General features: G+C 44.1%; 12 protein-coding genes. 5 read left to right on the plus strand and 7 right to left on the minus strand.

The genetic code is table 11. The features are described from left to right. Positions 1-391 precede the first annotated feature (391 nt). From ACVLR6_RS05035 to sohB, 5 genes are all read left to right on the plus strand, one after another. Positions 392-1,417 (plus strand): substrate-binding domain-containing protein, encoded by a 1,026-nt coding sequence (locus ACVLR6_RS05035; protein WP_005176746.1) that lies wholly within the window; start codon positions 392-394, stop codon positions 1,415-1,417. Positions 1,418-1,518: 101 nt separating this feature from the next. After that, entirely contained in the window at positions 1,519-2,898 is a 1,380-nt protein-coding gene (gene pstC / locus ACVLR6_RS05040; RefSeq protein ID WP_005176748.1) for a phosphate ABC transporter permease subunit PstC, read from the plus strand. Next, a complete protein-coding gene (pstA, locus tag ACVLR6_RS05045; RefSeq protein ID WP_455995958.1) occupies positions 2,898-4,292 on the plus strand; it encodes a phosphate ABC transporter permease PstA in 1,395 nt (464 codons plus the stop codon). Before pstC ends, pstA begins: the two co-directional genes overlap by 1 nt. 13 nt (positions 4,293-4,305) lie before the next feature. Beyond that, positions 4,306-5,235, plus strand: a complete 930-nt coding sequence (gene pstB, locus ACVLR6_RS05050) for a phosphate ABC transporter ATP-binding protein PstB (RefSeq protein ID WP_005176754.1) — start codon at positions 4,306-4,308, stop codon at positions 5,233-5,235. Positions 5,236-5,633: 398 nt separating this feature from the next. Then, complete coding sequence (sohB, locus tag ACVLR6_RS05055; protein WP_455995960.1) at positions 5,634-6,596, plus strand: protease SohB; 963 nt, start codon at positions 5,634-5,636, stop codon at positions 6,594-6,596. Positions 6,597-6,626: 30 nt separating this feature from the next. On the opposite strand, the gene ACVLR6_RS05060 is transcribed toward sohB, so the two are convergent. From ACVLR6_RS05060 to ACVLR6_RS05090, 7 genes are all read right to left on the minus strand, one after another. Continuing rightward, complete coding sequence (locus ACVLR6_RS05060; protein ID WP_168397391.1) at positions 6,627-7,265, minus strand: DUF2238 domain-containing protein; 639 nt, start codon at positions 7,263-7,265, stop codon at positions 6,627-6,629. Positions 7,266-7,415: 150 nt separating this feature from the next. Beyond that, positions 7,416-8,804 carry an adenylosuccinate lyase gene (purB, locus tag ACVLR6_RS05065; protein WP_005176761.1) on the minus strand — a complete coding sequence of 463 codons (1,389 nt, stop codon included), beginning with the start codon at positions 8,802-8,804 and terminating at the stop codon, positions 7,416-7,418. 50 nt (positions 8,805-8,854) lie between these two features. After that, a complete protein-coding gene (hflD, locus tag ACVLR6_RS05070; RefSeq protein WP_005176767.1) occupies positions 8,855-9,586 on the minus strand; it encodes a high frequency lysogenization protein HflD in 732 nt (243 codons plus the stop codon). A gap of 14 nt (positions 9,587-9,600) precedes the next feature. Beyond that, entirely contained in the window at positions 9,601-10,734 is a 1,134-nt protein-coding gene (gene mnmA, locus ACVLR6_RS05075) for a tRNA 2-thiouridine(34) synthase MnmA (protein ID WP_075166642.1), read from the minus strand. A gap of 4 nt (positions 10,735-10,738) precedes the next feature. Then, positions 10,739-11,224 (minus strand): NUDIX hydrolase, encoded by a 486-nt coding sequence (locus ACVLR6_RS05080; RefSeq protein ID WP_045795214.1) that lies wholly within the window; start codon positions 11,222-11,224, stop codon positions 10,739-10,741. Between the two features lie 134 nt (positions 11,225-11,358). Then, positions 11,359-12,564 (minus strand): IS256 family transposase, encoded by a 1,206-nt coding sequence (locus ACVLR6_RS05085; protein WP_004911237.1) that lies wholly within the window; start codon positions 12,562-12,564, stop codon positions 11,359-11,361. Positions 12,565-12,830: 266 nt separating this feature from the next. Then, positions 12,831-13,025, minus strand: coding sequence for a hypothetical protein (locus ACVLR6_RS05090; RefSeq protein ID WP_168397354.1), 195 nt, complete (start codon positions 13,023-13,025; stop codon positions 12,831-12,833). Positions 13,026-13,276 lie beyond the last annotated feature (251 nt).

Here is a 13,276-nt window from a genome sequence, read left to right on the forward strand (position 1 = left end):
AGTTTAAGAAAAACAATCAATTTCGCTTTTTATAGAATATCGGGTGGTTGTCATCAACCAGAGAGAATTATGACAATTGTAAGAAAGTGAACCGGTGCTGGATTGGCATTTTGTCATATTTTTACAGCGCTTTCATATTTTTTTAGACATCTTTCGAAATTTTAATAAGGTAGTTAAATGTTATTAAAATCATTATCTTAAGTTAATATTTTGGTATAAAGCAGGCTTCTAGAAACTATAAAAACAAGCTGCAAAATAAAACATCATTAAAGTGTCATAAAGGTGTAACTTTATTGTCATATTTTAAACTCACAATGCACATAACGAAATAAGTACAAAACTTAATAAAAAGTGGCGTACTCCGAATTTGCATAAATTGAGAGAGAACAGAATGCGCTTTACCAATATCGCACTTGCATTAGCACTATCTGGGGCAGCTGTAGCAACAACTGCGAACGCAGCTCGTGACACCATCCAAATCGCTGGTTCTTCTACAGTATTGCCTTACGCAAGTATTGTAGCAGAAGAGTTCGGTAACACATTCCCACAATTCAAAGCGCCTGTTGTTGGTTCTGGCGGTTCTTCAGGTGGTTTGAAACAGTTCTGTAACGGTGTGGGCGATAACACAATTGATATCGCAAACTCATCTCGTCAAATTAAAGATTCAGAAATCGCTGCATGTAAAAAAGCAGGCGTGAACCAGATCTTAGAAGTTAAAATTGGTTATGACGGTATCGTATTCGCGTCAAACTCAAACAAAGCTGCTTATAAATTAAAACCTTACCATGTATTTGCTGCTTTGGCTGCTGAGCTTCCATCGAAAGGTAAAATGGTTGCTAACCCATATACACGTTGGAACCAGATTGACAAATCACTTCCAAACGAACCAATTACTCTGGTAATTCCAGCATCTAACCACGGTACACGTGAAGTGTTCCAAGAGAAAATGGTTGATGCAGGTTGTGAAGCTTATGCAGCAATCAAAGCATTAGACAAAGATGCGAAGAAAAAAGCATGTACAACTTTCCGTAAAGATGGCCGTGTGATTGAAATCGCTGGTGACTACACTGAAACACTGGCACGTTTAAGAACTTCTCCAAGTGCAGTGGGTGTATTCGGTCTAGGTTTCTATGACCAAAACCGTGACAAGCTACGTGTTGCAACTGTAAACAACGTTGCGCCATCTGAGCAAACAATCCTGAACGGTTCTTACCCTGTTTCACGTCCATTGTTCTTCTACGTGAAAGGTGAGCACCTGAAATCAATCAAAGGCTTACAACAGTACACAGAATTCTTCTTAAGCAAGAAAGTATCTGGTAAAGGTTCTAAGTTAGACAAAGCAGGTCTGATCTCTTTATCTGACAAAGAACGTGCGCAAATCCTGGCGAACTTCAAAGCAGGTAAAGCTGTTAAATAATTGTGGTTAAAACAGCTGATGGCAGGGTTTCCTGCCATCAGCTTTTTGCGAAGAGAAATGTTTTTTCAAATAATGAAAATTGAAAAAACGGTGGAGAATACATGAATCTGCTACTCATAGGTGTGTTACTGGCAATTATTGCCATAGCCTATCAAATCGGGTTAAGCAAAAGCCGTAACCTAGCAGGTAAGGGAAATAATTCTGCAATGTTGCACTCACGCCCTGGTTATTATGGTGCGTTGGTGGCGTTGTGGTGTGCGATCCCTGCTTTTTTAATTTTGATTGTTTGGAATCTGGTTGAACCAACCATTTTGGAACAGGTAGTACTGAGTCATGTACCGGCAGATGTTGCTGCCAACCTGAATGCAGCCAGCACCAGCGTTCTGGTAGACCGTGTGCAAGCACTGGCTTCTGGCTTTGGTGTCACTGATACACCAGCCGCCTATGAACTGGCAGCTGCTGAACAATTAGCAAAATTTGAAACCATTGGTTCTTATATCAAACTGGCCGTTGTGATTTGTGCAGCGTTAATTGGTTTGCTATGGGCGAAAAAACGTGTCTCTCAACAGTACCGTGCCCGTAACCAGGTTGAAAAGATCATTAACATTTCTTTAGCCCTCTGTTCTGGTGTGGCCATTCTGACCACCGTTGGTATCGTGATGTCGATGTTCGGGGAAGCCATGCGCTTCTTTAGCTTCGTCAGCCCAATGGACTTCTTCTTTGGTACCCAGTGGAACCCAGGTTTTAGTACCACCGGTAGTGCCGATGGTGAATATGGTCTGTTACCGCTGTTATGGGGAACCTTGCTGGTCAGTGCGATTGCATTGCTGGTTGCAGTACCTATTGGTCTGATGATTGCCATTTACCTGGCAGAGTATGCATCTCCGAAATTCCGTTCATGGGCAAAACCGACCATTGAAGTGTTGGCCGGTATTCCGACCATTGTATATGGTGTATTTGCCTTAATGATTATTGGTCCATTCCTGAAAAGTGCCGGTGCATTGCTGGGTATTGATATCAATGCTACTAGTGCTTTAACTGCCGGTCTGGTAATGGGCATTATGATCATTCCATTTGTATCGTCTTTATCTGATGACATCATTACCCAGGTACCACGTGCTCTACGTGATGGTTCGTTGGGTCTGGGTGCGACTAAGTCGGAAACCATTCGTAAAGTGGTGATGCCGGCTGCCTTGCCAGGGATTATCGGCGCCTTCTTGCTGGCTGCATCTCGTGCAATTGGTGAAACCATGATTGTGGTCCTGGCCGCAGGTAACAGTCCGTTACTACATGCCAACCCGCTAGAAGCGGTTGCAACCGTGACCATGACGATTGTTAACCAGTTAACCGGTGATACCGACTTCGCAAGTCCGCAGGCATTGGTGGCGTTCGCATTAGGTTTAACCCTGTTTGTTATTACCTTGTGTTTGAACATTGTGGCACTTTACATCGTGCGTAAATATCGTGAGCAATACGACTAATGAGTACTTCAAATACTACTTCAATGGATCAACAACCGCTTGATCCACGGGCGGCCGCTGAATTACGCGCACAACGTAAACAGAAAATTGAAAGCTCGTTAGCAAAACGCCATCGTAAAGAAAGCACTTTCCGCATGTTTGGTCTGGCCTCGGTACTGGCAGGTTTATTCTTTGTCGTGTTACTGTTCGGCAGTATTCTGGCCAAAGGTTTACCGGCATTCTGGCAAAGCAGTATGGCAGTGCCAGTCTACTTTGACCCAAGCATTATTAATGTGGGCGCCCAGCCAAAACAGCAGGCAGGTGAATCTCCGGCACAATTTAATGACCGTATGATTGCCTGGCAGACTGAAATGGGTATGGTCGATTGGGATGTGCTTATCGTTAATGGTATCGTCGCTAAAGATGCGGCGCTTGAAGCCAAGCGTGATGATTTAGGCTACATGTACACCAGTTCTGAAACCTATCGCTTACGTGATATGGTACTGGCAGATCCATCGCTGATTGGTCAAACCAAAGAAGTGAAAATTCTGGCCGATGCCAATGTAGATGTATGGCTTGCGGGCAATATTGACCGTGACCTGCCGGCAGAACAGCAGCAGCTAAGCCCGGAAATCCGTCAGCTGGCAGATGATCTGAAAGCCCAAGGTATTATAGAAAATACTTTCAATACCAACATCTTTGTCAGCCCGGACTCGCGTAGTTCGCCTGCAACTTCTGGTTTGGCTGGTGCCTTCATGGGTTCAGTGTTCATGATGCTGATCGTGATCTTTATCTCGATTCCAATTGGTGTGGCATCTGCAATTTACCTGGAAGAATTTGCACCAAAAAATGTCATTACTGATATTATTGAAGTGAACATTAACAACCTGGCCGCAGTTCCATCGATTGTATTTGGTCTGTTGGGTGCTGCCATCTTCATTGGCTGGATGCATTTACCGTTATCTGCGCCACTGGTGGGTGGTCTAGTTCTAAGTTTAATGACTTTACCAACCGTAATTATTACCACACGTGCTTCACTAAAAGCGGTGCCGCCATCTATTCGTCAGGCTGCATTGGGCTTGGGTGCATCACGTCTACAAACCGTATTCCATCATGTATTGCCACTGGCATTACCAGGGATTTTAACCGGTGCGATTATTGGTGTTGCACAAGCATTGGGTGAAACCGCACCACTTCTATTAATTGGTATGAGTGCCTTCGTTGCGAGCGTACCGGCATCTCCATTTGATCAATCTACCGCATTACCGGTACAAATTTTCCTATGGCAGGGCAATGAATTGCGTAACTTCTTTGAAGGACGTACCGCTGCCGCCATTATCGTACTTCTTGCACTCATGATCGGCCTGAACAGTCTGGCGATCTGGTTACGTAAGAAATTTGAAGTACGTTGGTAATTGAGGGCAAAATATGACTACTGTATTAAGCACAGACAAACCGAATTCCTTAGAACAGGATAAAGCAGTGAATCCAGAGCAAACACAATTTACGTCAACCGAAGGCGAAGAACACAAACAGCCTGCAACTTCGTTTGTGTCTCAGTTTGATACCCAGGCGGCGAGCAAAAAAGAAGCCAAATCGAACAATGTCAAACTCAGCACCTCGGATGTTCATGTGTACTATGGTGAATCTGAAGCAATTAAAGGCATTGACCTGAACATTTATGAAAATGAAGTCATTGCCTTCATTGGTCCATCAGGTTGTGGTAAATCGACTTTCCTTCGTACCTTAAACCGTATGAATGACACCATTGATTCATGCCGCGTTACCGGTAAAGTCATGCTGGATAATCAGGATATTTATGATCCGAACCTGGACGTGGTGTTGCTACGTGCTCAGGTGGGTATGGTGTTCCAGAAGCCAAACCCGTTCCCGAAATCAATTTTTGAAAACGTGGCTTACGGCCCGAAACTGCACGGTTTGGCGCGTGACAAATACGATCTTGAAGAAATTGTTGAAAACAGCCTGCGTAAAGCTGGTCTGTGGGATGAAGTTAAAGACCGTTTAAGCCAGCCAGGTACCGGTCTATCAGGTGGTCAGCAGCAACGTTTATGTATCGCGCGTACCATTGCGGTTTCACCAGAAGTCATTCTGATGGATGAACCATGTTCAGCACTGGACCCGATTGCAACTGCAAAAGTTGAAGAACTGATTTCTGAGCTGTCTACCCAGTACACCATTGCGATTGTTACGCACTCGATGCAACAGGCAGCGCGTGTATCAGACCGTACCGCATACTTCCACCTGGGTGATCTGATTGAAGTGAACTCGACTGAAAAGGTCTTTACTCAACCAGACCATCAATTAACGGAAGCGTACATTACAGGCCGTTTTGGTTAATTGCCAACCGCTGTATATACAAAAACCGCAAATCAATATTTGCGGTTTTTTTATGGCTCTGGTTGAGGGGTAGGGGGAGGGTCATAGTGGATTTGATGGATTATCTAACCTATCATAATGCTTAAAATGAGACCCTAAATAGATTTCAGTTTGAAGGGCTGAATCCGGAGCAGATCATTCCATCTGCTATCCAGTTGGTGGTTTTAATGTTGAGCTTTCCCAGCTTTTAAAAATCCCGTCCTGTTCAACAGGGCTGTATTTTTTAGTTGTTGCAAAAATGACACTACGGTTAACACGGAAGTGGATTAAATTAAGCAAATAAATGCGCTAATATTGAATTCTCAATATCCGCCCTCATCTAAAGTTGAGCCAAAATAAAATTGAGAACAGATTTTTATATGTTATTTCATTCCCCAAAACTACCTGCCGAAATTCGTATCCGTCATTTAAATGCGCGTATTAACGAACAACGAAAAAAAATAGCGCAGACTACGGCCTCCAAACTGGAGCTGTTGCAATTTAGCCAGCAATTGTCCAAAGAGGCACGCCTGCGTAAAAAGAATAACCAGAAAATTTACGTACTCGATTTTAAAGGGGATATGGCCGCCTCTGCGGTAGAGAATCTGCGTGAAGAAGTTACCTTAATTCTGGCCACCGCCAAAGCTGGACGTGACCGCGTGGTGGTACGTTTGGAAAGTCCGGGCGGGATGGTACATGGTTATGGTTTAGCCGCTGCACAACTGGTACGTCTGCGTGATGCCGGTTTTCATTTGACCATCTGTGTTGATAAAGTCGCTGCTAGCGGTGGCTATATGATGGCTTGTATCGCCAATGAAATTATCTCTGCACCGTTTGCTATTGTGGGTTCAATTGGCGTAGTGGCACAGGTGCCAAACTTTAACCGCCTGCTGAAACAGCACAATATAGATTTTGAACTGTATACGGCTGGTCAATACAAACGCACCGTGACCATGTTTGGTGAAAATACCGAAGAAGGCAAGGCCAAGTTTGAAGAAGAGTTGCAACAAACTCACAGCCTGTTCAAGCACTTTGTTGAAAAGTACCGTCCGCAGCTCAATGTTGAAAAAGTCGCTACAGGTGAACACTGGTATGGTCAGGATGCTTCCGATCTGAACCTGGTCGATAAACTGCAAACCTCAGATGAATACCTGTTAGGGTTATTGCCACAGCATGATGTTTATGTCATTGAAACCCGTCGCAAGCCAACCTTGGGTGAAAAACTCGGCCTACAAGCCGCACAGGTGGCCGATTCTCTGGTGCCTACGGTCATTAACAAGGTGATGGATACTTTAAGCAAAGCCAGTGCCAATCTGGTGCAAATGCGCGATCCTAAGCTCTAATCCAATTTTGTCCTGAAACATGAAAAGCACTCAATCGAGTGCTTTTTTTCTGTCTTTGTATAAGCTCCAGCTTCCTGCCAGAATCGCGCCGAACGTAGCCAGGAGCATATCTTTATGCGCATCCCAGACATCACCTTGCTGACCGTTATAATTTTCAGCCGCTTCTGGAGAGAGGAGGATGGCGAGTAACCATTCCAGCCATTCGTAAATCAAACTGCTGCTCATAACCCATTGCACGACCAGCAGAAAGATCATCCAGTCTTTGGCGTTAGGAAAGCCCAGCCGATGTAAGCGGAAAAACAGCGGGTAGAGCAGCACCCCATAGGCAAAATGCACAAAGCGATCATACATATTGCGTTCCCAGCCCAGCCACTGGTTTAAATCAAAGCCGAAGTAATGCAGCAGCCAGTCGTTATAGGGCACATAAGAATAGAGGTAATGTGCGCCTAAAATATGAATCAACAGAAAGGTGAGATAGAAAACAAAACTGGAAAAGCTTAGACCGACTTTTTTGAAGAGCAATAGCAGCACAATTAGCATGAGGATCGTTCCAACCTGATGTAGCACATAGGCTGAAAATTCCATCGGGTTGATACTGGCAAGCAGCATGGCCAGGCCTAATAGGGCCAGCATTAGCCAATGTTTGGCCTGTAATTGGTAGTCGATCATTCTGGTTATAGGATTGGGATTTATAATTATCATAATAAAAAAGCGAAGCCGGAGCTTCGCTTTTTGATGCTGAGTTTTTCAAGATTACACCCTCTTTATATTTCTCCCAGAGGAAGAAAGAAGATGTTGTGAAAAACTCAAATCATTTCATTAGATTTTAGCAATCAAATCTTTAATCTGTTTTGCCTGTTCAGCTGCATTACCGGTGTAAGATGCAGGGGTCATTTCAGCTAAACGTGCACGATCCGCAGCCGGAACAGCTTCGAGTTCGTTACCGTTGACGAAGCTCACCATCATGTCGCGAGTCATCGCTTGACCACGAGTCAGCGCTTTTAATTTTTCGTATGGTTTTTCAACGTTGTAACGACGCATAACCGTTTGAATCGGTTCAGCCAATACTTCTTGTGCATTGTCCAGGTCTTCCAGAATACGGTCAGCATTCAGTTCTAGTTTACCAATACCTTTTAAGCAGGCTTCAAATGCGATCAAGCTCTGTGCAAAACCAACACCCATGTTACGAAGTACAGTTGAGTCGGTTAAGTCACGCTGCCAGCGAGAAATTGGAAGTTTTTCGCCCAGGTGCGCAAGAACAGCATTGGCAATACCCAGGTTACCTTCAGAGTTTTCGAAGTCAATCGGGTTGACTTTGTGCGGCATGGTTGAAGAACCGACTTCGCCTTCTTTCAGTTTTTGTTTGAAGAAGCCCAGCGAGATATAACCCCAAACGTCACGGTTAAAGTCGATTAAGATGGTGTTGAAACGACGCAGCGCATCAAATAGTTCCGCCATATAGTCATGCGGTTCAATTTGCGTGGTGTACGGGTTGAAAGTTAAACCTAAAGATTCAACAAATGCTTGTGAATGTGCAGGCCAGTTGATGTCTGGATAGGCAGACAGGTGAGCGTTGTAGTTACCCACTGCACCGTTGATTTTACCCAGCAGTTCAACATTGTTGAATTGCTTGATTTGACGCGCTAAACGGTACGCCACGTTGGCCATTTCTTTACCCAAAGTGGTTGGGCTAGCTGTTTGACCGTGTGTACGAGACAGCATGGGTTGATCAGCATGTTTTTCAGCCAGCGCCACAATTGAGTCAATGATTTGCTGCATAGATGCAACCAGTACATCACGGCCGTTTTTCAGCATTAACGCGTGTGACAGGTTGTTGATGTCTTCAGAAGTACAAGCAAAGTGAATGAATTCACCGGCATTTTTCAGCTCGTCGATGTTGGCGATTTTTTCTTTCAGGAAATATTCAACCGCTTTAACGTCGTGGTTAGTGGTACGTTCAATCTCTTTAATGCGGTTCGCATCTTCTTCAGAGAAATTTGCCACAATCGCATCTAAGGCCGCATTGGTTTCTGCAGAAAAAGCTGGGACTTCAGTAATTTCCGGACGGTTCGCAAGCGCTTGTAACCAACGCACTTCAACAGTCACACGAGCATGGATTAAACCAAACTCAGAAAGGAAAGGACGAAGAGCATCACATTTGCTCGCATAACGTCCATCTAATGGAGAAAGTGCAGTTAAAGCGTTCATAACGATTCCTTAAACTTTGGAACTAAACCTAAAACAAATGTCCGTACAGATCAGACCACCTGATACTGTAAACGGGCAAGATCCTGAATATCTTGAAGCAGTTTGCGTTTGCTAAAAATCATCGCCCATGAGCTGCCACCGAGTTGACGCCACAAATGTGCCATTTGCAGGCCGGTAAATAGCGAGGCACGAATACGGTTGGTATGGGCAGAATCTTTAAAGGCCTCGGCATTGCCACGCACCATAATCCGCGGATTAATCTGTCCAGCAGTATCAACATAGGTTTGGGCAAGATTGGCGAGAATACTTGGATGTAAATAGTTATTATCAAAAAAGGACAGCTGTTTTAAGATTTTTTGCTGGGATTGCTCAATAATTTCAACAAATTGCGGATTACTATAGACTTTCTTTTCCAGTTGCAGCAGCGCCATGGCATAGGACATCGGCAACTTGGCATTGGACATTTTCGGTAATCTGGATTTGGGTGAGGTGGTAAACGGATGGGTAATGCTATTTTCGAGGGTTTTTAAACCAAGGGAGATATCGGCCAGCTGACTAAAAAAGTCTAAGGTTTGGCCACTCTGATTATTACTTGGACGGATATTCAGGCTGGCCTGAATCAGGCGCTCCAGATAAAAGTTACCGCTATCGCCAATACTTTGTCGGCCAGTCAGTGCGGTCATATGGGTCAGCTGCGTGGCCTGAAACACAGCAGCGAGGGCCAAAGCACGATTCTGGCGAACATTCAGAGTTCGAGGCTGTTGAAACGGTAACTCTGTCATGCCGAAACAATCCTTTAAACAAAATCCGGGTGAGGGGCATTGGTATGATGGATCACGCCACCCCCTAAGCACACTTCACCTGCGTAGAACACCACGCTTTGACCTGGTGTTACTGCACGTTGTGGCTGATCAAATTCAACACGTACACCATTTGGTGTTTCTGGATCTTTAAATAATACGCAGTCTTGGTCAGGTTGGCGATAGCGGGTTTTTGCCGTGCAGCGGAAACCGGTGTCAGGAATATCCTGTTCACCTGCGACCCAGTCAATGGATTCGCTCCACAGAATCGTGCTTTGCATCAGTGGATGATCATGACCTTGACCAACCACCAGACGATTGCCGGCTACATCTTTATGCAGTACAAACCAGGCACCTTCAGCTGCACCTTTCATGCCGCCAATACCAATACCACCGCGTTGACCGAGCGTATAGTACATTAAGCCGTGATGTTCACCAACCTCTTTGCCATCTTCCAGCACGATTTTTCCGGGTTGTGCGGGTAAATATTGTTTTAAGAAGTCATTAAAGCGGCGTTCACCAATAAAACAGATACCAGTGGAGTCTTTTTTCTTTGCAGTCGCCAAGCCCAATTCTTCTGCAATTTTACGTACTTGTGGCTTTTCAATTTCACCGACAGGGAACAGGGTCTTGTTAATTTCACGACCATGTACTGCATGCAGGAAGTAAGTCTGATCTTTGTTGTTGTCGACACCACGCAATAAAGGTGCATATTGATCACCTTTAGAGTTGGTCATGGTTTCACCACGACGGCAGTAGTGACCTGTGGCAATAAAGTCAGCACCCAGGTTAATGGCATGATCTAAAAACGCACGGAATTTGATTTCTTTATTGCACAGAATGTCCGGGTTAGGGGTACGGCCAGCGGCGTATTCTGCCAAGAAGTGCTCGAAAACCCGATCCCAGTATTCCATGGCAAAGTTGGCGGTGTGCAGTTTGATGCCAATTTTATCGCATACGGCCTGGGCATCGGCCAGATCTTCCATGGCTGTACAGTATTCCGTGCCATCATCTTCTTCCCAGTTTTTCATGAACAATCCTTCAACCTGATAACCTTGTTGAAGGAGGAGTGCTGCAGAAACAGAAGAATCTACACCACCTGACATACCGACGATGACACGTTGTTGCATAGGATTAGGCATCCACACTATGAATTAAGGGAGAATTTTGGTGCTCGTAAATGAGCGATAAAGGATATTTTTGTCCGGCCTGAGCATCCTGTACGGCTTTAATCACCAAAGGACTGCGGGCGCGGGCCGATTCAAGCAGTTCATCCGGGCTCATCCAGACGGCACGGACAATACCAGTGTCTAGCTGTGCATCTGCATGATGGTGAATGGCTTCGGCCAGAAAGCAGAAACGGTAATAGGTACGATCTGGAAACATGGGCGGGGTATAGGTATAAATGCCCAGTAAAGCCTGAATACGTACATCGTATCCGGTTTCTTCCAGGGTTTCGCGAACCGCTGCTTCAATAATGGTTTCACCGGCTTCTACATGACCTGCAGGCTGGTTAAAGACAGTATGTGTAACGCCTTCAGTCTGTTCTTCTACGAACAGAAATTTACCGTCTTTTTCAACAACGGTGGCAACAGTCACATGCGCAGTCCAAGCGGTCATAAAAAAGCACCATGGGGTAAAACGCATATTCTACAAAATTTAGGGGGGTGTGGCTATGAGGGAAGGGGATTTCTTTGGAGAAGATGATTTTTGAGTTTGAGAGAGCGTTCAAAATTCTGTGTCAGCCGAATTGGCTAGAGTTTAATTATATCATCGAGCCTGCCTTCAAAGTAAATCGATAACTGTGTGATGGTTTGCCCCCAGTTTGTCACCGGCATTGTCCATTTTTCAGAAGCCTGTTGAATGCCAATATACAGCAATTTCAGCAGGCTATTTTCATTCGGGAAAGCCCCCTTGGTTTTGGTCAGTTTTCTGAATTGGCGATGTACTGCTTCAACCGCATTGGTGGTATAAATTGGCTTCCTAACCGCTTTCGGATATTTGAAATAGGCACTGAGTAAATGCCATTTTTCACGCCATGAACGAATGACTTTCTCGTATTTATCCCCCCATTTGGCTTCCAGCTCATCTAGCGCCATTTCAGCTGCCTGCTTGGTATCTGCTCGGTAAACAGGCTTCAGATCAGCCATAAAGGCTTTTTGATCCTTACTGGCCACATAACGCAAGCTATTGCGGATTTGGTGAATAATACATAACTGCACTTCTGTCTGCGGAAATATCGCAGCAATTGCTTCAGGGAAGCCTTTAAGCCCATCAACGCAGGCGATCAGAATGTCTTGTATGCCACGGTTCTGCAAATCTGTGAGTACGCTGAGCCAATAATTAGCACCTTCACTTTCTGATAGGTAAAGACCCAGCAGTTCTTTATGGCCTTCGGTATTTAATCCCAGCACGGTATAAACGGCTTTGTTGACATAACGGCCTTCATCCTTGATCTTGTAATGGATGGCATCGAGCCACACAAAGGGATATACGGCATCAAGCGGCCTCTGTTGCCAGGCACGTAATTCGGGGATTAGCTTGTCTGTAATATTGGTAATGGCACCCTCGGAAATATCCAGTGCATACATATCGGCAATATGTTTTTGAATATCACGGTAGCTCATGCCGAGCGCAAACAGTGAGATGACTTTACTGTCGATCTCTTCAGAGAGTTTGGTTTGATTTTTCTTGACGAGTTGAGGCTCAAAATCACCAGTGCGATCACGAGGTGTTTCCAGTTCAAATGAACCGGAGGATGATTTTACGGTCTTGCGAGAGTAACCATTCCTGCGATTGGATGGTTTAGGATTTTCTTCCAGATAGTTTTCAATTTCAGCATTTAAAGCCGCTTCTGTCAGCTGTTTGATTAGTGGTGTCAGGATACCGTTTTCACCAGTGAGGGGTTGTCCTGATTGTAATTGTTTTAAAGCTGCTTCGAAATCAAAGTTGTTTGCCATGATGTGTCATTTCCTGTTTGATTCAGTTTATTGAAATGACACAGATTTTTGAACACTACCGAGTTTGAGTAAAAAATTGTGTGAAACAAGGACTTAATAATGAGCGTGGAACATGAGAAATCCATAAAGAAGTCCAAATCAGGTGATTTTGACTTCTTAGTATGAGCTAATATGCTGATTTAAAAAGAGAAGTAAAAATAATTTCGTATAACCTGTATTATGTTAATTTTAGGAAATCTTAAGAAAGTGAAATTATTAAATTTTATTTAAGGACAGGCTTTCGTTACCGTTAAGTCATTTAATAACTTTTGATATCTCTTTGTCTCAGGATCAATTTTTTTAGGATTAAAATGTCGGTTAGCCTGATTTAAAGCAATTACATTTTTATAGTAGTTCCGAATATCAATACAAATGACATTCACTTGTGCTTCAACATTTCGACTAGAACGTGCTTGTTGCATCTTTCGCTCAATTTCACGATTTGAATCTAGTCCTAGATAATATCGCTCAGTTGTATAATCATGTTCCGTGGGTTGCTTTAAGTTTTTTGCACATATCGGCAAGCTTAGGGTACTTATTACCACTAATGCTAAGAGGCTTCTCATATTTAAACCTTTTATATTTATATATTTTATTCTAGATACTTACCAACTAGAATTCTACTCCTATTTAACATAATGGCTGTTATACGAAGCCAAGCTGTAACTCCAAA

Source organism: Acinetobacter sp. T63, from assembly GCF_053852345.1.